23 protein-coding genes are annotated in these 20,203 nt (G+C 34.8%); 19 read left to right on the top strand and 4 right to left on the bottom strand.

Annotation, left to right across the window (positions count from 1 at the left end):
- Positions 1-13: 13 nt before the first annotated feature.
- The 16 genes from SJY30_RS18605 to SJY30_RS18530 all read left to right on the top strand — a co-directional run bounded on the left by SJY30_RS18605 (position 14) and on the right by SJY30_RS18530 (position 13,339).
- On the top strand, positions 14-682 hold the full coding sequence (locus SJY30_RS18605) for a hypothetical protein (protein WP_396633586.1): 669 nt from the start codon (positions 14-16) through the stop codon (positions 680-682).
- 259 nt (positions 683-941) lie between these two features.
- Positions 942-1,421: a hypothetical protein gene (locus SJY30_RS18600; RefSeq protein WP_396633585.1), complete on the top strand. Its 480-nt coding sequence runs from the start codon at positions 942-944 to the stop codon at positions 1,419-1,421.
- 309 nt (positions 1,422-1,730) lie between these two features.
- The gene (locus tag SJY30_RS18595) at positions 1,731-2,507 is read left to right on the top strand and encodes a hypothetical protein (RefSeq protein ID WP_396633584.1); all 777 of its coding nucleotides are present in this window, start codon (positions 1,731-1,733) and stop codon (positions 2,505-2,507) included.
- A 91-nt stretch (positions 2,508-2,598) separates the two neighbouring features.
- Positions 2,599-3,057, top strand: a complete 459-nt coding sequence (locus SJY30_RS18590) for a DUF2750 domain-containing protein (RefSeq protein ID WP_396633583.1) — start codon at positions 2,599-2,601, stop codon at positions 3,055-3,057.
- Positions 3,058-3,218: 161 nt separating this feature from the next.
- Positions 3,219-4,430 (top strand): DUF5018 domain-containing protein, encoded by a 1,212-nt coding sequence (locus SJY30_RS18585; RefSeq protein ID WP_396633582.1) that lies wholly within the window; start codon positions 3,219-3,221, stop codon positions 4,428-4,430.
- Between the two features lie 424 nt (positions 4,431-4,854).
- Positions 4,855-5,712 carry a TlpA family protein disulfide reductase gene (locus SJY30_RS18580; protein ID WP_396633581.1) on the top strand — a complete coding sequence of 286 codons (858 nt, stop codon included), beginning with the start codon at positions 4,855-4,857 and terminating at the stop codon, positions 5,710-5,712.
- Between the two features lie 46 nt (positions 5,713-5,758).
- The gene (locus SJY30_RS18575) at positions 5,759-6,274 is read left to right on the top strand and encodes a hypothetical protein (protein ID WP_396633580.1); all 516 of its coding nucleotides are present in this window, start codon (positions 5,759-5,761) and stop codon (positions 6,272-6,274) included.
- Positions 6,275-6,309: 35 nt separating this feature from the next.
- The gene (locus SJY30_RS18570; protein ID WP_396633579.1) at positions 6,310-6,702 is read left to right on the top strand and encodes an AAA family ATPase; all 393 of its coding nucleotides are present in this window, start codon (positions 6,310-6,312) and stop codon (positions 6,700-6,702) included.
- 165 nt (positions 6,703-6,867) lie between these two features.
- Entirely contained in the window at positions 6,868-7,635 is a 768-nt protein-coding gene (locus SJY30_RS18565) for a zinc-dependent peptidase (protein WP_396633578.1), read from the top strand.
- Positions 7,636-7,711: 76 nt separating this feature from the next.
- A complete protein-coding gene (locus SJY30_RS18560) occupies positions 7,712-8,215 on the top strand; it encodes a YegJ family protein (RefSeq protein ID WP_396633577.1) in 504 nt (167 codons plus the stop codon).
- Between the two features lie 3 nt (positions 8,216-8,218).
- Positions 8,219-9,118 (top strand): DUF6892 domain-containing protein, encoded by a 900-nt coding sequence (locus SJY30_RS18555; RefSeq protein ID WP_396633576.1) that lies wholly within the window; start codon positions 8,219-8,221, stop codon positions 9,116-9,118.
- Positions 9,119-9,179: 61 nt separating this feature from the next.
- Positions 9,180-9,524, top strand: coding sequence for a cupin domain-containing protein (locus tag SJY30_RS18550; RefSeq protein WP_396633575.1), 345 nt, complete (start codon positions 9,180-9,182; stop codon positions 9,522-9,524).
- Positions 9,525-9,533: 9 nt separating this feature from the next.
- Entirely contained in the window at positions 9,534-9,935 is a 402-nt protein-coding gene (locus tag SJY30_RS18545) for a group III truncated hemoglobin (protein ID WP_036156221.1), read from the top strand.
- A 402-nt stretch (positions 9,936-10,337) separates the two neighbouring features.
- Positions 10,338-10,973, top strand: coding sequence for a transglutaminase family protein (locus SJY30_RS18540; protein ID WP_396633574.1), 636 nt, complete (start codon positions 10,338-10,340; stop codon positions 10,971-10,973).
- 87 nt (positions 10,974-11,060) lie between these two features.
- Positions 11,061-11,648, top strand: coding sequence for a hypothetical protein (locus SJY30_RS18535; protein WP_396633573.1), 588 nt, complete (start codon positions 11,061-11,063; stop codon positions 11,646-11,648).
- A gap of 1,031 nt (positions 11,649-12,679) precedes the next feature.
- The gene (locus SJY30_RS18530; protein WP_396633572.1) at positions 12,680-13,339 is read left to right on the top strand and encodes a hypothetical protein; all 660 of its coding nucleotides are present in this window, start codon (positions 12,680-12,682) and stop codon (positions 13,337-13,339) included.
- Here the strand turns inward: SJY30_RS18530 and gldC are convergent.
- Both gldC and gldB read right to left on the bottom strand, forming a co-directional pair.
- Complete coding sequence (gldC, locus tag SJY30_RS18525; protein ID WP_036156228.1) at positions 13,336-13,677, bottom strand: gliding motility protein GldC; 342 nt, start codon at positions 13,675-13,677, stop codon at positions 13,336-13,338. The two genes, SJY30_RS18530 and gldC, sit on opposite strands and share 4 nt — an antisense overlap.
- On the bottom strand, positions 13,678-14,616 hold the full coding sequence (gldB, locus tag SJY30_RS18520; RefSeq protein ID WP_396633571.1) for a gliding motility lipoprotein GldB: 939 nt from the start codon (positions 14,614-14,616) through the stop codon (positions 13,678-13,680).
- Positions 14,617-14,725: 109 nt separating this feature from the next.
- Here gldB and nadE point away from each other — a divergent pair, with 109 nt between their 5' ends.
- Positions 14,726-15,514 carry an NAD(+) synthase gene (nadE, locus tag SJY30_RS18515; RefSeq protein ID WP_396633570.1) on the top strand — a complete coding sequence of 263 codons (789 nt, stop codon included), beginning with the start codon at positions 14,726-14,728 and terminating at the stop codon, positions 15,512-15,514.
- Between the two features lie 166 nt (positions 15,515-15,680).
- Positions 15,681-16,310 (top strand): response regulator transcription factor, encoded by a 630-nt coding sequence (locus SJY30_RS18510; RefSeq protein WP_036156232.1) that lies wholly within the window; start codon positions 15,681-15,683, stop codon positions 16,308-16,310.
- 73 nt (positions 16,311-16,383) lie between these two features.
- Here the strand turns inward: SJY30_RS18510 and dnaG are convergent, their stop codons facing one another.
- Positions 16,384-18,369, bottom strand: coding sequence for a DNA primase (dnaG, locus tag SJY30_RS18505; RefSeq protein ID WP_396633569.1), 1,986 nt, complete (start codon positions 18,367-18,369; stop codon positions 16,384-16,386).
- A 370-nt stretch (positions 18,370-18,739) separates the two neighbouring features.
- Between dnaG and SJY30_RS18500 the strand changes: the two genes are divergently transcribed.
- Positions 18,740-18,991, top strand: coding sequence for a zinc-ribbon domain-containing protein (locus SJY30_RS18500; RefSeq protein ID WP_396633568.1), 252 nt, complete (start codon positions 18,740-18,742; stop codon positions 18,989-18,991).
- 58 nt (positions 18,992-19,049) lie between these two features.
- Here the strand turns inward: SJY30_RS18500 and SJY30_RS18495 are convergent, their stop codons facing one another.
- The gene (locus SJY30_RS18495) at positions 19,050-20,132 is read right to left on the bottom strand and encodes a hypothetical protein (RefSeq protein WP_396633567.1); all 1,083 of its coding nucleotides are present in this window, start codon (positions 20,130-20,132) and stop codon (positions 19,050-19,052) included.
- Positions 20,133-20,203: the final 71 nt, after the last annotated feature.

Below are 20,203 nucleotides of genomic sequence, written 5' to 3'. Positions count from 1 at the left end.
CTCCGTGCATTTTGTGGACGAAAAAGGTGAACAGCTAAAAGGACAAATTTGCAGCCAATTAGCCGAATACATGTCTGAAAATGGACTTGTCAAGATTAATGGTGAAAACTGCCACTTGGACTTAAAATCGGAACATATATGTAAAAGTGGATGGATTGAACATTTGAAATCAGAAAACAATTTACCAAAAAATACAGATTTGAGTTTTGATGCAACTACCTTAGAAAATTTGGAAAGGCTAAAAAATGGACAAACCATTACATTGACCAAGGATAGCCACAAAGAAAGCTCCACACTAATAAGAAATCTCGGTAATCTAGGGATTTTGCACAAACCGACAAGGTTCGGGTATGCATGTGATTTAAAGAATCGGAAATACCTAACCAAACTCATTGAACTAAAATCTTGGGAAAAATTCCTTGAATGGTCGGAAAACGATAATAGCAAATCTGATTTCATAAATGATTTTTCTGGTTCAACAATTGCACAGGTAAATCAGTCGGAATCTTTAAATGTTGAAAAGACAGAAATCAAACAAACTAACCACCCAAAGACAAAAGAAAAACAGCAAAACGCAATCACTTCTTTTATTGTAAAGTTTTGGTGGCAAATACTTATTCCACTTGCAATTGGAATTATATTGATTATGATTGAAAAAGGAATCATCGATATTGGAATTTAAAAATTAAAAAAAACGGTTGGCAACACGGTGTATAATTAATTGCGGTCGGATTTCCCAAAATGGAAATCCTTGCAATCAATTATCTTTATTACTGGCGGACATTTTCCGTTGGAAAAGTCCGCAACTAATCATACACAAACCGTTTTAGCCAATTAAAAAAACCCAATCGTTAATGAACATAAAGAATACGAAAATATCATTTGAATTAGTCTTCAGGCAATGTGTTTTTCTTATTCTCAACGTTTACGCAATTCGAAAAATGTTTGGCGGACAGTTTTATATGAATGGAGAAATACCCACGGAAGTTGCAAATATAACTTTGGGAGAAGTAGATAGTTTCACTTTAGCTTGGACATTTATGGGACATTCCTATTATTATGTTTCGTTTATAGGAATAACTCAATTAATTGGAGCTTGGTTTTTATTGTGGAATAAAACAAAACTATTAGGCGTAATGATATTGATACCAATTATGGTAAATATTATAATGTTTGACCTTATTTTTCTTGGTGTTTATTCTGCATTGGCAATGTCAATAATCATTTTGACAATGTTGTTGATGATAGTAAACTTCAATAAAGAAAAAGTAACTCACGCATTTAATTCATTGACGAGTTTTCAATCAAAGCCAAAAGTTCAATTTAAAAGTAGAGTATTAACAATCGGAATTTCTATAATAACATTAATTTTCATTTTTATTATCTGTTATTTAATCGAAATGAAAACTTGGATTGCTTGAAAATATAGCACAGAATAACTGGCTACAACAATGCCTAAACGTAATGCGGACTTTTAGCTAAACCGAAAGGTCTGTGTATACCTGCCTGCCGGCAGGCAGGTTTATGATGTCGCTAAATCTTTGGGATTTAGCTTTGGACAAAAAAAGAAAAAGCGAAACCAAAAGCTTTAGCTTCGTGCGCAGACGGAAACGAAAAGTTTCCTTACTACCGCACTACGCTTAGCCGAGACGTCAGATTTAATTCAAGACAATAAACATACAATGCATTTCAATTCTAATCAGAAATTTAAAAACTCAAATATTTATAGATTGTCTGAATTGAAACCTGCGGCTACAAAACTCATTTTAGAACCTAAAACTGAGTTAATAGAACTCTTAAAGTTGACATTATTTGACTTGACTTTAAAGCAGGTTTTAAGAATCAAGAAAGCTCAATTAAAATCTCACCCAAGAGACCCATACTTAAGAGAATATGTAGTTGTAGAAACTGGAAAGAATTTCACAAAATATAAGCCAAATAAATTTGAAGAATATTTTACAGAACTGATTGACGAGGATAGTTATTTTAAGTTAAAACCATATTTAAGAGCCATATTCAAAAAAATACCATCTGAATACCAATATAAAAAAGAGATTGTTCGTAATTTAAAACTGAAATCTTATTTTAAAAGTGATTTAGTTTCAAGTATTTTTTCATTGTTCAAAACCAATTTCAAGGGAAATAATCTAAAAAAAGAACTACGAGAGTACCTAGATGAAGTAGACGAAAACATTGTAACTTTTATTGAAAACGAACCAAATAAGGCATTAGAATTAATTCTATTTCTTCAAGGAAACATCTTTCTTCTTAAGAACTTAAAATTTGAACTTTTAGAAAAACTCAAATCAATATCTCCAGTAATCTCAAATAATAATGATGAAGACTTTTTAAACGATTGGTATTGGATCGATTTTATCTACGACCCTGAACTTTCATTTTCTGATTTATTCACTGATATATCTGAAATGTTCCATACCATCGATGATTACTTCGATTTTGACAGTGGCGGAAATTGGGGTGGAGATTATGACTTTGACATTGACTAATAAAAATGGAATGTGAATCACAAAAATTAAAATTACCTTAGTCATCAATTCAACAAATCATTTAAAACAACACTTCCCACAAAAACAAAACATGGAACAACAAGGCTCAGATATCATTGAAAATAGATACCAAAAATTTATAAAAACGGTTTGCAACACAGACATTGTTTATGCACTACAAAATCATGAAGGCTTTGCCACCTCAGCTTCTGCGCATTATGAAAATGAACGTGGTAAACCTGTTGACATTCTATGTTTTTGGGGAGAAGGTGCTAGACCTAAATCTTGCACCATAAACCATTGGGCGAACTACCAGATTACAGAAATAGCATTAGTAGATTTTATAGAAAATTGGGGTGTTGGCATGGAAAACGACGGCATATTAGCCGGTATCGAATTCGATCAAAACATGTTTGGCTATGAAGCAAAACCTTTAGATTTAATTCTTGCCTTAATTGCGGAAATAAAAGCGACCAATAAAAAACTACCGCTTCAAAAATTTGAAAATATTGCCGATTTAGAAGAACAGGCGAAAGAGGCGAATGGGTAAATATTTAATTATAATAAGAATCACCTTTTTCTCTTTATTGAATACTCATTTGTATTAAAGCATCTAGTATTGTAATACTTAGAGTAATTCTAGATCACTGTACTTACAACAAACTAAGATAATGTGCGTTGTTAAGCCATACCAACATTCAAACCCTTTAAATGAAAATCGCCATAAAAAACATTTTTCTGCTCACTTTATTTACATCTCTAATTCTAAGTTTTATTTCTTGTGAGCTTGAAGATGAAATAAATGAGCAAATTGAAGAATCTATAGATACAGAAGAAACTGAAGAAAGTGAGCCGGAAGTTGTTTTAAGTAAAGAAAGTAATATAACTTCTATTTCAGTCATCCTAAACGATGTCCAATATAATGCCAAAATTGATTTTTTAAATAAAACCATTCTACTGACTTTACCTTCAGGAACCAACTTAAGCGAAATCATACCTGCTATAACAATATCCGATTTTGCAACAATCTCACCGGACCCGACTTCTGTAAAAAATTATGAGGAAGGTGTTCTTTTTACGATTACCGCAGAAGATGGTACCACTCAAGAATATGAAGTTACAATAATAGCACCTAGTAATGAAAATAGTATCATTAGCATTACTTTGGATGATGAACTTATGGAACCTATTACAGGTTATATAGATGAAGAATCTAAATCAATTTTATTCGAAGTTCCCAACACATTAGATTTATCGGCCGTAAAGATAAATATTACTATACCTGAGAATGCAGTTGCTTCTCTAGAAACTGAGAGTATCGTAGATTTAAGTAGCACAATTGCCTTGAATATCACTGCTGAAAATGGAGATGTTTCTGAATACTCGGTCAGTAGCTACACGACCAATCTCCTAACGAACCCTTCTGGGGACAATAATGGATCTGGATGGGATTTTGACCCAAATACTGGAATTGAAACCACTGCTGAATATGGTAACATTTTTTATATCACTGCATATGAAGGTGATTCTTCTCCTCATATTTATCAAACTATCACTTTTCCTAGAGATTACAGCGAAAAATATGTTTTGTTCATTGGTAATTTAACTACCGAAAAGGTACTTGAAAATTCTATTACTAGACACTCTTATTTATGGGCTAAGCAAATAGGCGAATTCTCTCCAGATGATTGGATTTACATGCAAGGTATGGGTCATAGTGCTGGTGCAAATGAATGGGAGGTAGTATCTGGCAGTCATAAATTATTACCTAATGTTACTGGTACTTATTTTCAACTTGGTCAAGGTCGTAGAAATGGAGATCCATATGATGGTACTACTTGCAAATTCAGAGATTTAGAAGTAAGGCTTTTTGAATCTGCCGAAGAAGCAGCTATCTATGTAAATCAAGTATATAATCAATAGCAAAACTTACACTTTAACTTTTGACAAACTACCACTTTAAGTAGCTTTTATAATTCGAGGATCTTGGCGATTTAGAAGAACAGGCGAAAGAGGCGAATGGGTAATATAACCTGACCTTTCTTATCGGTGAACCTATTAGATAAGTGATTTTAAAAAATAAAATGGTCAACCTAAATTTGACATAAAGTTTTTAATCACTCAAGAATCAAGCATTAGAAAACTTGAAATTGACAAATGGCATAAATTCTTTAAACTTTTAACGAATACAAAGTGTCATACTTAAGTTTATGCAGATAATATTGGACAAGCTAATTGGTAAGATTTTATTTACAAATTTGATATAATTAACTTAAATTAAGCGAGTATTAATTTCATTTTGATTGTACCTAAACCAATTAAGTTTCTTTTAAACCACTATATATCTATGAAAAATCTAATCATTCTATTACTAGTTATCTGTTTTACATCTTGCAAGGAAAATAAAACTTCACAAAAAACAAGTATTGAAAATGAAGCACCCAAATTAGATGTCGATGTAGACATAAATGTTTTAGAATCGGACTGGGAAAAGTGGTGGGATTATCATGAAAATAACATCATTTTATCTTCAGAATTTATTGCTATAAACGATAAATCTGAAACCATTAGTAAAGACGATTTTCTAAAATCTTTGACTACTGGAGATTATATAGCCGTAAAACTTGTTGCTCCAGACAATGTAAAGAAATACCAACTCTACAAATTACCTAACTCTGCAGTCAAACAAATTGGAAATACTATTAAAACCACTTCAGAGGGAATCTACTCTAAATTTAAAATGGAAGGAACTCCATTTCCTGATTTTAATTTTACCGATTTAAACGGAAAAGTTTACACCAATGATAATACCAAAGGAAAAACTCTAATTTTTAAATGTTGGTTTATTAATTGTAAACCTTGCGTAGCTGAATTTCCTGAGCTGAATGAGTTCGCCGACGAATATTCAAAAAGAGAAGATGTTGAATTTATAAGTTTGGCATTAGACGATAAGACAGCATTAGATAGATTCTTCACTAAGAAAATTTTTAAATATAATACTGTACCAGACCAAGAAGATTTTATTGAACATAAACTTTTAATAAATGTATATCCTACCCATATAGTTGTCAATAAAAATGGTAGTATTGAAAAGGTAGTAAGCAAAGCAACGGAGCTTATTTCTTTTTTGGAAAATGGTGATATTTTACAAACAACAGATTATAAAGAATCCCTACCAACTCCACCACCTCCAGCACCTATGTAATAGTTTTCATAACAAAAACTTCCAAATTAAGACTAACCAAAACCAAATGAAAAAAGCACTATTATTAATTGCTACCCTATTTCTATTCATAACTTCTTGTAGCGAAAGCAAACCTGCAAAATTGGAAAGAGACGGGGTTTTAATAACCAGCCCAACAGGTTGGGAAATTACAGATCAAGAAAACATAGATGATCAAGGATATTACCTTTCTATAGAAAAAGATGGTTTTGATTCTAGTGGCATTGTAACTATGACATGGATCAATGGTGAAATTGACCTTGGTGAATGGGCGTATATTTTTCAAGAAGAATTGACGAATAATATTATTTATAGAAATTCTAATATTCAATTTGAAGATGCCGTTGATGACACCTATAACAACATTGATACTTCTTCCATAAGATTTACCGCAAGTATTCTAGGCTTAGATCATGAAGGTAATATTCACTTCTTTTATAAGGGAAATAAAACTTTTGCAATTCTAATACAAGAAGCTATGGAAGATAATGTGACAAATAAACCAGGCTTTGATTTGATCGAGAAGGGTTTTAAAGTGCAATAAATTATTACATATTTATAAATTTTAGAATTATAATTATGCTACACCTCATCGTCGGGAATACAGGATCAGGTAAAACCACCTACTCCAACAAGCTTAAAAAGAAAACCAAAGGAGTACTCTTTTCTATTGACACTTGGAACAATACGTTGTTTCTACCCGACAAGAAAGAAACCGATGGATTACAATGGTTTTTAGAACGTATAGAGCGGGCGGAGAAATTGATATTGAACGTGGTAAGGCAATTAGAAGAATCTGGTACAGACGCTATTCTAGATTTGGGCTTATCTAAATTTAAACATCGCGAGAAGTTTAGAGCTTTTGCAGCTTCTAATGGATTCGAAATTCAACTTCACTTTTTAGATATTTCTAAAGAAACCAGATGGCAAAGTGTACAACAGCGCAACACCGAAAAAGGAGCTACGTTTTAGTTTGAAGTTAGCCAAGAGAATTTCCATTTCATGGAAACCTGGTTTGAAAAACCTACCGAAAATGAATTAAAAGGTAGTGTCATTATCACCGAATAATACTAATTTTACGCCAGCGTTCTTCGCTAAACCTCAACAAAAAACCATACTCCTAACCAAACCAGTTACTTGAACGTAAAACATACCTTCGTCAACTTTTTTCTAAAATCTAGCAGCAAGCATGAATGCCATGAAGTGCTTAGCAAATGGAACGCGTATTACACCGCCTTATCCAAAAAACACCAACAGTCTTTTGTGGTGAGAACTTTGTTGTTCTTAAATACTACAAATTTTGGTTCTACCGAAGGTTTTGAACTTACAACAGAAATGAAACTAGTCATTTCCAGTGCTTTTGTTGAGATTACTTTTGGTCTAAAGCAAGATGTTTTAAGCATCTTTAAAACCGTATTCGTAACTCCGTCTTCATACACATACACAGGTAGGGATGTTTTGTACGATGGCGATGTTAATACGGTGACCAAGCGTGTAAACATGTCATGGCCTGCCGTAGAGAAGGGTTTTATCATTAACGATGACGGACTAAACATTGCCATACACGAATTCAGCCATTGCCTGATTATTGAACATGCTAAAGGTTCCTATTTCTCTAAGGTATTCAATGATACGGATCTTAACGCTTGGAAAGAATTGGCAACCAAAAAAATACCGCTTATTCGTGCCGGTAAATACACCATTTTCAGGGATTATGGTGGTACTAATCTAATGGAGCTTTTTGCCATTACGTTAGAAACGTTTTTTAGCAACCTCATGAGTTTTATTCTTATTCGCCCACCTTTTACCGTACCACCGCCAAGGTACTTAAACAAGACCCACGGAACGGTAAGAATCCGAAGTAACCTTACTTGGTCTAGAGCTTATAAAATTCTTGTTATTTAAGTGAAACAATAGAAAGAATATTCCGTTGTGCTTGGTAGTACCACAATTTAAATTAAATAATACAGAAACTTATCCTATGAAGAAATCTCTAATTTTTATCGCATCACTACTTTTTATGCTAACTTCTTGCAAAGAAGGTTCTGCCGATAAAACGGAACGCTCTGGTGAACCAGATGTTTACAATGTGGAAGATGATGATGCTAGAATGAACCAAGCCATTGTAGATGCTAAAAATTCTATTGATGAATTTAAAGAGGCATTAGCCAGCGAGAATCCTGATCATTCATTTTTTACAATTAAACAGAAATTTGATGCTGATGGTGGTGCGGAACATATTTGGGTAGGTGACATTCAATTAATAGATGATGACTTTATGGGTATCATTGCCAATGAACCCATGTATACCAACCAAGTTCAATTAGGTGATACCATTACCGTAAACCGAGCTAATATTAGTGATTGGATGTATTATGAAGAAGGCAAAGTAGTTGGCGGATTTACAGTTCGTGCTATCCGCGACGGATTATCCCCTGAAGAACAAGCACAATTTGATGCTGAAAACGGACTAATATTTAAATAACTTATGTTCTCTTTCTTAAAGAAAAAACCGAAACCTATACATATTGTAGGTACTGATGAGCAACTTCTTATAAATGACATTGCCGTAACTTTCCCAACAAACTACGAGACGTTAGTTTCGGCTTTTGGGGAACCTTCACGTACCGGAAAGACAAAACTTTCTAAAAGTCCGGTAATTTGTTGGGATAATGAAGGTGTATACTGCTCATGTGGTAGTTATGGCAACATATTCAGTTTTAGCCTTATACTTTCTAAGAAACATGAACTTGATCTGCCTCCTAAAAATAAATTTTCAGGATCTATCCTCATTAATAATAAAGAAGTGCAGTTCAATGATTTTTCAAAAATCAAGCTCCCCAACTATATAGTCAGTAAACTAACTTATAAAGGTCAAGAAGAACCATACGCGCTTTCGTTAGGTGCCAATTTAGAAGACAAAAAAGAAATACCGAAAGATAAATACATACTACTACCGCTAGCAGAGGAGCATATTGAATTCACGGACTTCGGGTTTAAATTAGCGGTTATTGAAGAATTGATGTACACCCAAGAGATACTTCAGCCTAAATTTGAATTGTATGAATTTATAGAATGGTATACCGAACGAGAAATTGATATTGAAGAAGAGGGCTATGAACCTATTGCAGAAGTAACCCAGTTCTTTAGAGATATTAAAATACCGAAACATATGGCACCCCTTTTGACCGAAATTTACCAAGATGGCGGAAATGATGTTTACATGAACCTACTACGATTTGGTAGTGGTAGTGAAGATTACTGGGATATTAAAAGTGCTGCGGATGCAAAAAAATTTCCCAATCTAAAAAAAGCTACTTTGTGCTATGCCGAAAATGCCGTTTTCGATGAAATGATTGCCCTAGGTATTGATGCCGAGAGTTTATAATTACCTGAGAAGTGTCATAGTTTAGCATACCAATGTTTTATACTATTGTAAAAACACGAGCATGCAAAAGGTATCTTTTACTGAAAATTTAGATTTTAACGATCAAAAAATTATTACCAAGGTTCTTTTAGAAACTTCTTTCTCAAAAGAAATTAGAATTCTTTTAAAAAAAGGGCAACTCATGAAAGAGCATAAGGCTCCTTTTTCCATTATCATCCATATGGTTGAAGGGAGTATTGACTTTGGTGTTGAAGGCAAAGTTCATATGCTAAAACAAGGAGATATCATTACCTTAGCTGCCAATGTTCCGCATGACCTTTTAGCAAAATCCGACAGTATAGTGCGTGTTACCCTTTCTAAACAAGATGCCGCTGAACGAGTAGAAAAAGTTGTTGCCGATTCATAAAAAGAGACTATGACCCAAATTACCAATAGAGAAGATGTGCGTGTATTGGTACATACCTTTTACGATAAAATAAGGCAAAACGAAATGCTAGGACCCATTTTCAACGGACATATTACAGACGAGCAATGGCCTACGCATTTAAGTAAACTCACAGATTTCTGGGAGTCTAATCTTTTTGGTGTCCGCACGTTTAGGGGAAGTCCGTCCAAGGCCCACGTCAAGGTCGATAAAAATCTTCATCACTCTATATCACAAGACCACTTTGCACAATGGCTACAACTTTGGTTCGAAACCATTGACGAACTGTACGAGGGCGAATTGGCTACGAGAGCTAAAGACATGGCCCGCAGAATGTCTACAGGGCAGTATATTCATATTTGGCAGAGTAGACCGGAAGAATTTAAGAACTAGGTTTTTATATTTAGTAGGCAGTATTCAGTAACTGTTGGCTGTTGGCTGTTGGCTGTTGGCTGTTGGCTGTTGGCTGTTGGCTGTTGGCTGTTGGCTGTTGGCTGTTGGCTGTTGGCTGTGTAAACAATTTAGCTTAGCTAAATACAAATTAAAAATAAGTCTAACATCTATTTTCTATCCTCTATTTTCTCTATTCCACTTTACAATTATTATTTAATACTTTGTACTTAATACTGATTTTAAGCTTCTGATAAAACAAGTCTATTCTCTATCCTCTGATTTCTCTATTCCACTTTACAATAGCTACTTAATACTTAATTAAACCCTCTACCGTTGACGAGGCATGTATGCCAAAACTATTTCGTAAATTGAACATGAAACATTTTTCAAATTGAAACTTCTATGGACTACCTATCCCCTACCTATTTTTTTGATTATGAAAGTGACGAGATACAAGATCTAGTATCGGATTTTAAAAACACTTCACTTTCGGAGAAAGAAATTACTATCGCACTTTACAACAAAGTACGCGATACATGGCGATATGATCCATATAGCTTAAGCTTCAACAAAGAAAAATACCGAGCCAGTGAAATCGTAAAAAGACCAAAGGGTCACTGTATCGATAAGTCTATCATCTTAATTGCAGGACTTCGTGCCCTAGGTATACCCGCTAGAATCCATTTGGCGAAAGTTAAAAACCATATTGGCGTAGAACGATTAATAGAGAAATTTGGCTCAAACGAACTTACGCCCCATGGCATGGTGGATGCTTATATTAACGGCAAATGGCTGAAACTCTCCCCTACTTTTAACGCATCGTTATGTGAAATGCTTAATGTTGCTCCTTTAGATTTTGATGGTGAAAATGATGCTGTTTTACAAGAATTCAGTGCAGACGGAACGCAATTTATGGAGTACCTAGAAGACTACGGTCATTTTGAAGATGTACCTATGGAATTTATGGAACGGAATGCACGAGAACACTACCCAAATATTTTTGACCCCAATAGTAACCAGACCGAGTTTCAATTGTAGGTTTTAACAAACTTTAATATTCAAAACTTCACCAATCTACTTTACAGATTATTTTTTATAGTACATTCGATGGAAAATACAATTCCCTTGAAAAAAATCATCTTTACTTTATTTATAGCATTTTCATCTTCATTGGTATTTGCTCAAGAACCCATGGCATGGACGCCAGATTATGAATTACAACTAAGTGACTACCAATCTCCAGAATCGGAAATCGACTCTACGCTTACATCTTATTCCATCTATTCAGGTGCTAAAATTGATTTTAGTTTTAACATGAATTCGGTCTCTTTCATGTTCACCAAAAACTTCAACGACAAAGTAAAAGCTATTTTTCAAAGAAATTTGGCCGTTTTGGTTGCTCCAGATTCGTTGACCGCAAATCAATTACTACAATTTGGACGCTATGATTTTGATCTGGTAGAGTTATACTCCAGAAAAATTCGCAAGAAAATCTATGAGGAAAAAGGTGCTTTTAGCGACGCTAGTTTATTTCAACCTATTTTCAATGAGCTACAAGAAGAAATGAACACCGTAAGTGCCCAAGTCTTTAAAGCAACCGATTTTGGGAAAGATGCCGAATTACTTCAAAGAGAACATAACAAGGTGATTGATGAAATCAATGCCCTTTCCGATTTTTGCATGACCTGTAAGCCGAAGAAGAATAGGAAGTAGTTGTTCGTTGATGGTTGTTCGTTGATGGTTGTTCGTTGATGGTTGTTCGTTGATGGTTGTTCGTTGATGGTTGTTCGTTGATGGTTGTTTAAACGCTGCGCGTTTTTTGTATTAAGTATTCAGTACAAAGTATTAAGCCGTTCGGAATGTCTTTTGTCTATAAAAATTGGTACTACGCACCTTTTACTATGGCAAAATGAAATGTCAGTTCGAGTGAATTTTCGAAGTATGAGAAAATTTGCCTGCCTGCCGATGTGCAGGTATCGAGAACCTATCGTGTTCCCAACCTGTTCTCGATACAATTTTATGCTTCCGCTATGCTACATCATAAAACCACTCGAACTGACATTGTTAATATAAAGACCACAGGTTGCCACGTCGCGAAAAATTCCTAGCAATGACGTTTACTTTTTACTTAATACTCTTTACCATAGCAAAACGTATTGTCAGTTCGAGTGAATTTTCGAAGTATGAGAAAATTTGCCTGCCTGTCTGCCGATGTGCAGGTATCGAGAACATATCGTATTCCTAACCTGTTCTCGATACAATTTTATATTTCCGCTATGCTACATCAAAAACCACCCGAACTGACATTGTTATTATAAAGACCACAGATTGCCACGTCGCGAAAAATTCCTAGCAATTACGTTTACTTTTTACTTAATACTCTTTACCATAGCAAAACGTATTGTCAGTTCGAGTGAATTTTCGAAGCATGAGAAAATTTGCCTGCCTGCCGATGTGCAGGTATCGAGAACATATCGTATTCCTAACCTGTTCTCGATACAATTTTATGCTTCCGCTATGCTACATCATAAAGCCACTCGAACTGACATTGATAATATTAATACCACAGATTGTCATGTTGCGAAACATTGCTCCCAATGACGTTTACTTTTTACTTAAGACTTTATACTTTGTACTCACTACCTCCCAGCACAACTCAGCACCCAAAACTTACAATTGAGTAACTTATCTTCACTTCTGAACAATGATTACTTCATCTTTGAGTAAGATAAAACAAACCGACCATGGAAAACATCATTACAATATTTATTTATATACACGCCTTTTTTGGTGGTGTGGGACTTATTACCGGTATAACAAGTATTATTGTAAAAAAAGGACAGCAAAACCATAAACGCCTTGGCAAATGGTTTTCTTGGTCTATGATTATAAGCTCTGCTATTTCTTTGGTGGTAGCTAGAATGCCCAATCACATCAATACCTTTTTATTCTTAATGGGAATTTTTACCATTTACATGATACTAGCAGGTAATAGAGCACTTACCTTTAAATCTGTCAAAAAAACAAAAGCAAATTTGACCGATATTTTAGTTTCAGCAATTATGGCTGTTTGCGCGCTCTTAATGATTGGCTTTGGTACTACCGGACTTATACAAGGTTATTCTCACAGTATCCTATATCTAGTATTTGGTCTAACCGGTCTCTTTTTAACCTTTGGCGACTACAAACTATTTAAGACCACATTAAAAAACAGAAAACTTTGGCTCATAAATCACCTAAGCAGAATGTTAGGCGCTCTAATAGCCTCTGTTACCGCATTTATAGTTGCAGGTATGCACCAAGATAATCTTTGGGCATGGCTAACTCCGTCCGTTTTAGGAACTGCCTATATTATTTACTGGATAAAAAAAACAAAAGGAAAAAAGAAGTTGAAAACTGCTTAACCTTGATCTTTAAGATTTAGGTTTTCTGCGAAGTAATCACAGAAATCTTTCATGGTAGCAGTCATTTTTTCGTCTTGTGTTGCCTTTAAAAAAGTATCTGACAAAGAAACCAAGGTTTGGTGAAAGAAGGTCTTCATCTCATCTACAGGCATATCTTTAGTCCATAAGTCAATTTTCAAAGACTCTTGGTTTTTGCTATCCCAAACGGATAATAGCATCGCCTTTGCGGCTTCATTCTCTATACCACCGTCTTGTGCAGACCAGTTTAATGTTTCCGGAATTCTATTCTCATCTAATCCTACGCGCAGTGTAATTTCTGAAGTATGTAAATCTGCCATCTAATTTCTCGGTTTATAATTTGATTTCTTAAATATTTCATCCGCAGGCATCGGCATTAACTGCATCATGCTTACATCATTGTTTTCCATAAAGGCACGTACTATTTGCCAGCCTACGTAACGACCTAACCTTCCTGGCGACTCATTGTCCAACTCTAATCCGAATTTAGAAAAGGGTGCTGGTTCTAAAAATCGTTGATTTAATTTGTTATCGGTGCTATATAAATATTCGTTCTCTATAAAGTTTCTCCACATAGGCTCTTCATTCGCAATTGCCCAGTCTATTTCTTCTTGAGAATACCCTATTTTTTTTCCATCGCTGGCCTTGGGCATCAATTTATCCTTAAGGTATAGTTCTTTTCCAAAATAAACCATACGCGCCAGGTATGTGCGGTCTCTAGGTCTTGGCACGACCTGCTTGGCAAATGCGCTTGCAACATCACTAAGTAGATAATTACGATCTAAAGATTGTGCTATGTAACGCTGAAAACCACCATAGTACTTATGCTCAGACCCCAAGTAATTATCAAGGCTGATGAACAACAAACTATCTGTTAAAATAATTCTGTTATTATAATCAACATCATTGGTTACCGTTAGTATTTTTGGAACCTTATACTGCGGAAAATAATATTTAATATGCTTGAACAATTGTACCAAACCTTCTTGCTCATCTTCAAAACTACGAAAGGCATTACCCACCTCTTGAAATAATTCTATTTGCAGAGAATCTTGCATTTTTGCAATCCAAACACTATCTGGCGCAGGAAACAAGTACGGATATGCTTTACGTAATGCCGGCAAACCTTTTTCACCTGCAGCGGCGAACTCACGATCAAATCGAGAAATCTTTAGGTCCATCGGTATAGCGGCAATCTCTTTTGCTACCTTATCACTATCATTACAGCTAGAAAGAATGAAAAAAACTGATAATAGCATAAAAATAGGTTTGACCTTGGTAAGTATTTTACAATACATTTTATTATTTACAGTGTTCAACTTATTTTTAGGGCAAAGTTAATTGATTTTACTAAATAATTAGAGCGGTATGCAAACGGAAAAGGTAATTGAGCACATTGTTAAATGGTTAAAAGATTATGCTACAAATGCAAAACAGAAAGGTTTTGTAATTGGCGTGTCTGGCGGAATTGATTCTGCCGTTACTTCCACCCTCTGTGCTAAGACGGGTTTAGACCTACTTTGTCTAGAGATGCCAATTCACCAAGCGGAGAACCAAAGTGATCGTGCTTCTAGACATATTGACTGGTTAATAAACAATTTTCCGAATGTTAGAAGACAACCGGTTAATCTTACACCGGTATTCGATAGTTTAGTGGATGCTTTGCCAAGTGTTGATAATGAAGAAGACAGATTTATGTCTTTAGCCAATACAAGAGCTCGTTTACGTATGACCAGTTTATACTACTTTGCCGCTCTAGAGAGATATTTGGTAGCAGGTACAGGAAATAAAGTGGAGGACTTTGGTGTAGGATTTTATACCAAGTACGGCGATGGCGGGGTAGATTTGAGCCCGATAGCCGACCTAATGAAGACCGAAGTATATGATATTGCAAAGACCTTAGGTGTAAACGAAGAAATTATTAAAGCTGCACCGACCGATGGCCTCTGGGGCGATGACAGAACAGATGAAGATCAAATAGGAGCCTCTTACCCAGAGCTAGAATGGGCAATGAAAATGAAAGACGAAGGCAAAAAAATCGATGATTTCGAGGGTAAAAAAAAGGAGGTTTACACCATCTTTACGAGGTTTAATACTATGAACCAACATAAAATGTTGCCCATACCCGTATGTGAGATACCAAATGAGTTAAAATGACAACTTATCTAAGAATCAAGGTATTAAAACGAAAATAAATTCCAAAATTTTACGTTAAAAAGAAAATAATGCAACTTTGACTTCTAATTTAGAATTTTAAGCCTTACATTGCATGTTGTCTTTTCAGACATGGTTAAGTCCTGAAATCTATATAAAAAAATAATTAATGATCAAAGTTTTAATAGCGGATAACCACCCTATCATTAGAATGGGAGTTAGGAAGGTTCTAGAATCCGCTGAGGGATTTGAACTGATCGATGAGGTAGCTACTACCGAAGAACTTTTTGAAAAACTCAAAGACACAACCCCCGATGTGGTCATGCTAGAAATGGATATTCCAGATATTAATGGAATAGCGGCATTACGCAAAATCAAAAAAGATTACGCTGACGTAAAAGTACTTATGTATAGCGGTCAATCTGAAGATGTTTATGCCCTTAGCGCCATAAGAGCCGGTGCTTTTGGATATTTATCTAAATCTTCTGGTGTAGAATACATTACTGCAGCAGTAACTAAAGTAAGTGAAGGTAGCATGTTCATTACAAACGAACTTGCACAACGTCTTGCTTTCGATGAAGGAACTAAAAAACCAAGAAGGTTCTTTAGAAAACTATCAACTAGAGAAATAGAAGTATTAAAACTTTTAGCTAGTGGTAAACGTAACAAAGAAGTTGCATTAGGTTTGAACCTAAATGAAAAAACAGTTAGTACCTATAAAGCTCGTTTAATGAAAAAATTAAATGTAGACAACATGGTAGATTTATTACAACAGGCAAAAGCCTTAGAATTGTACTAAATTCTTACAATTGTAGAAAATAAAAAAAGACCTGCTTTTAGCAGGTCTTTTTATTTATACATTCTTCGCTATTCTATGATAGCACCCTATTCAACTTTTTATTCAACAATTTATTCAACTGAATGTAGTTCATAATCTCCTCAAGAACTTCCCTATGATCCGTAGTAGAATCTTCAGTAGTGTTTTGCAAAGTGTTCATCCTCTTTTTTATCAAAAAACAACGTAGCGTAAGTATGGTCTCACTTACTAACTGTGCCACACCTATTTCCTTACTCTTGGGGAAAATTTCCTTTCGCTCCCAATCATGCAAAATGTAACGTTCTTCTTCCATTAAAATAGAAGATATTTGATTGGCCATTTCTTGCTCTAGACTATTAACGAATGTAGTTATGGAAAATTCCTCCTTTTCATTTAAAGCCTCTATTAACCTAGCATACATTTTACGAAAATCTTCATTGGCCAGCTCTATTTCATCTTCCTGCAGATCCAAGTAGATTTTCTCGTACACTTTAATTTCTGATATTTCCGGCTCCAGTACTAAATCTCCGGCATCATTTTCTTTTAAAACCAGGTCTTCAAAATGTTCTTTATGATTACCATACAGCATAAGCGATTCAATAATTTTTCGCTCTAACAAATACTGTACATCTACTTTTTCTTGTTTTTCCTCATTGGTATTTCGAACAACATCAAAAGCCTTTTGCTCCTCTTTTTGTTGTGCTTGTACATTTTTATCTTCCTTTTTGCCTATCTGCGCTAGTGTATTGAACAATACAGCTTCAGATATATTCATGATCTGTGCGCACTCTTGTATATAAATCTCTTTTTGAATACGATCGGGAATCTTAGCTATACTGTTCACGATATCCCTTACCGTATCCGCCCTTTTAATTGGATCGTTATCCGCCTCTTTTACAAGTAGTGACGCCTTAAACTGTATAAAATCTTTAGAGTTGTCATTAAGGTAGCCCATGACATCATCTAGTTCATTATTTTTTGCAAAACTATCTGGATCTTCACCTTCTGGGAATGTACATACACGTACATTCATACCCTGCTCCAAAATTAAATCTATACCCCGAAGCGACGCACGCAGACCTGCCGCATCCCCATCAAACAACACAGTTATATTTTTGGTCAATCTGTTGATCAATCGAATTTGCTCTGGCGTTAATGCCGTACCACTAGAAGACACCACGTTATCAATACCACGTTGCGCAAATTGAATAACATCAGTATAGCCCTCTACCAAATAACAATTGTCTTCTTTTGCAATAGACTGCTTTGCATGATAAATACCATACAACACCTTACTCTTATGGTAAATCTCACTTTCGGGAGAATTCAAATATTTGGCTGCCTTTTTATCGTTCGTTAAAATACGACCGCCAAAACCTAGTACACGACCACTTAAGGAGTGAATAGGAAACATAACCCGACCTTTAAATCGGTCAAACTTTCTTGAACCGTTTGGGTTGTTCGGATCTTCTTTTACAATAGTGAGTCCCGTTTTTGAGAGGTATTCCAGTTTATACCCCTTATCTAATGCTGCAGTTGTAAAACCGTCCCATTGATCAAGACAATATCCTAATTCAAATTTCTTAATAGTTTCATCTGTAAAACCACGCTCTTTGAAATAGCTTAAACCAATTGCCTTACCCAACTCAGATTCCCACAACATTTCCTTAAAATGTGTTTGGGCGAATTCAGATACCAGATACATGCTTTCGCGCTCACTGGCTTGCTCTTTTTGTTCGTTAGACTGTTCTGTCTCCTCTACTTCAATATTATATTTCTTTGCTAAATACTTTATAGCCTCAGGATAGGTGAAATGCTCATGCTCCATTAAAAAAGCAACCACATTACCCCCTTTTCCACTACTGAAATCTTTCCAAATCTGTTTTACGGGAGATACCATAAAACTTGGGGAACGTTCATCTGTAAACGGACTAAGACCTTTAAAATTAGAGCCTGACTTCTTCAACTGTACAAAATCACCAATTACCTCTTCTAAACGAGCGGTTTCATATACTTTATCTATGGTAATTTTTGAAATCATAATCCTCCCTTAATCCCTCCTAAGGAGGGAAACTCTATTATTAAATAATTTATAAAAGTATTAAAATTAAAGCGGTTGACATATGCAATCAAAAATGAATCTACTTTCTAAATTATAAAAAACTAACCTATTTTATTATTTTAGTCTATGTGACCATTTTAAAGTGTGATGAAAAATAATTTGTATGCCTATTCAAATGCTTTATTTGATAATATTATTAATGGAAAAATAAGGTGAATCGAGAACCTTAGCACAAGAAAAGTTCTTGATACAAATTTTGTTCCCGAAAAGGTCTCAAAATTCACTCGAAGTGACAACCGTTTTTAAATACCATTTTAAATTGTTCTCCGAAAAACACTGATAATATACTATGATTCTATTCTTTGGTACTAGACCTGGAAAGCCCGAAACTAAACATCTTTTTAATTGTGAATGCCCATATTGTAAACAACTAGGGACGTTGATCGCTGTTACCGAAAAGAACTACTTTCATATTTTTTGGATTAAGCTTTTTAAAATCTCTAGTGCTACTACCATAGAATGTAGTCACTGTAAACGTGGTTACTATGAGAACGAGTTTACCGAAGAGATGAATTTAGAACTTTCTAAAACAACTGATTAGCTGCAGTTACCAGTAATTGAACACGGCACCACAGCTAATTAGATTGATGAATATTTTATTAAAGGTCGAAACGAAGACCTAAGGAAACATTTCGTTGTTCTACAGCTGCATCTTTGAAAATAGGATTTAAATCATACTTCACGTATAATAGAAAACCGTCAACACCGGCGTAGGCGCTTAAACCATAAATTAAATCATTGGTATTGTAGCTACGCTTCAACTTATCCTTTACATTATCACCGTCAAGGTTGTATTTTAATTTTTGACGTGTGCCTAAATTAAATCCTCCATACCCCCCAATTCCGACTCTGAATTGGTTCTTTAAAGAGTACCTCATCTTTTTCTCTGTAGTAGTTTGCTTGGAAGGTCCAAACTCTAAATGCATAGGGAAAACAAGATTATCCATTCTGAATTTCGACTTATCTAACTCATATTCAAACTCCTGTAGTTCTGATTGTCCGTTTTCCAGTGACACCAAATACTGATTATCTTTAGGTTTTAAACCATTAAACTGAAATGAGAATCCGTAATTGAATCTTAAGAAATTTGTGTTTTTAAATACTCTGGTACGCCACTGCCATCCCATTTCAAAAAATCTACTACCGCCTATTTTATAAGGTGAATCATTAAGAGACTGACCTTCAACTATTGCATTATTTAGACCCACTGCAATTACCAAATCTGAATATGTTCTTCTATCATAAATAGGTTCTTTTCTATTCTGGTTTTCATTAAGTCTAAAACCCAGTAGTTTACCTCCATCCTTATCATCATCACCAAATCCGATTTGAAATGCAAATTTATAATTCAAGGTATCCAATTCTTTCACTTCGCCGTTGTTCCTTTCTAGCAATGAAATTTTATTGTTGATAATAGCGATTCTATCTTCAATATTTAACGCATGCTTTTCAGCTGCTTTCATTTTCAAATCATCCGCCTCTTCTTGTGTAATTTCTCCACCCTCTAACTGTTTTACAATTTTCGCTATTTCAAATTTTAATGCTTCTTTCTCTTGCCTAGTAATACTAAGCTTTTGCTCATTTAAAACATCGATCGTCTTTTGATAATCTTCTTGCGCTACTGAATTTTGCACCATAAAGAGTGTCAGCAACACCATTAAATACATTGTAATTGTTCTCATTTCGATATTGATTTTTTTGATGAATAAAACTCCGCTCCCTGTCCCTATAGCATTTTATAGAGATGTAGGAT

Source organism: Maribacter sp. R86514, from assembly GCF_044597005.1.
GTDB lineage: Bacteria > Bacteroidota > Bacteroidia > Flavobacteriales > Flavobacteriaceae > Maribacter.
This window is presented reverse-complemented; position numbering and strand designations above follow the sequence as displayed.

Excerpts from the sequence above, each read along its gene's own strand:
- SJY30_RS18555 (WP_396633576.1), top strand. The coding sequence starts at position 8,219 with ATGTTCTCTTTCTTAAAGAAAAAACCGAAACCTATACATATTGTAGGT.
- dnaG (WP_396633569.1), bottom strand. The coding sequence starts at position 18,369 with ATGATTTCAAAAATTACCATAGATAAAGTATATGAAACCGCTCGTTTA.
- SJY30_RS18560 (WP_396633577.1), top strand. The coding sequence starts at position 7,712 with ATGAAGAAATCTCTAATTTTTATCGCATCACTACTTTTTATGCTAACT.
- SJY30_RS18570 (WP_396633579.1), top strand. The coding sequence starts at position 6,310 with ATGCTACACCTCATCGTCGGGAATACAGGATCAGGTAAAACCACCTAC.
- nadE (WP_396633570.1), top strand. The coding sequence starts at position 14,726 with ATGCAAACGGAAAAGGTAATTGAGCACATTGTTAAATGGTTAAAAGAT.
- gldB (WP_396633571.1), bottom strand. The coding sequence starts at position 14,616 with ATGCTATTATCAGTTTTTTTCATTCTTTCTAGCTGTAATGATAGTGAT.
- SJY30_RS18585 (WP_396633582.1), top strand. The coding sequence starts at position 3,219 with ATGAAAATCGCCATAAAAAACATTTTTCTGCTCACTTTATTTACATCT.
- SJY30_RS18500 (WP_396633568.1), top strand. The coding sequence starts at position 18,740 with ATGATTCTATTCTTTGGTACTAGACCTGGAAAGCCCGAAACTAAACAT.
- SJY30_RS18540 (WP_396633574.1), top strand. The coding sequence starts at position 10,338 with ATGGACTACCTATCCCCTACCTATTTTTTTGATTATGAAAGTGACGAG.
- SJY30_RS18575 (WP_396633580.1), top strand. The coding sequence starts at position 5,759 with ATGAAAAAAGCACTATTATTAATTGCTACCCTATTTCTATTCATAACT.
- SJY30_RS18590 (WP_396633583.1), top strand. The coding sequence starts at position 2,599 with ATGGAACAACAAGGCTCAGATATCATTGAAAATAGATACCAAAAATTT.
- gldC (WP_036156228.1), bottom strand. The coding sequence starts at position 13,677 with ATGGCAGATTTACATACTTCAGAAATTACACTGCGCGTAGGATTAGAT.
- SJY30_RS18580 (WP_396633581.1), top strand. The coding sequence starts at position 4,855 with ATGAAAAATCTAATCATTCTATTACTAGTTATCTGTTTTACATCTTGC.
- SJY30_RS18510 (WP_036156232.1), top strand. The coding sequence starts at position 15,681 with ATGATCAAAGTTTTAATAGCGGATAACCACCCTATCATTAGAATGGGA.
- SJY30_RS18495 (WP_396633567.1), bottom strand. The coding sequence starts at position 20,132 with ATGAGAACAATTACAATGTATTTAATGGTGTTGCTGACACTCTTTATG.
- SJY30_RS18530 (WP_396633572.1), top strand. The coding sequence starts at position 12,680 with ATGGAAAACATCATTACAATATTTATTTATATACACGCCTTTTTTGGT.
- SJY30_RS18600 (WP_396633585.1), top strand. The coding sequence starts at position 942 with ATGTTTGGCGGACAGTTTTATATGAATGGAGAAATACCCACGGAAGTT.
- SJY30_RS18545 (WP_036156221.1), top strand. The coding sequence starts at position 9,534 with ATGACCCAAATTACCAATAGAGAAGATGTGCGTGTATTGGTACATACC.
- SJY30_RS18550 (WP_396633575.1), top strand. The coding sequence starts at position 9,180 with ATGCAAAAGGTATCTTTTACTGAAAATTTAGATTTTAACGATCAAAAA.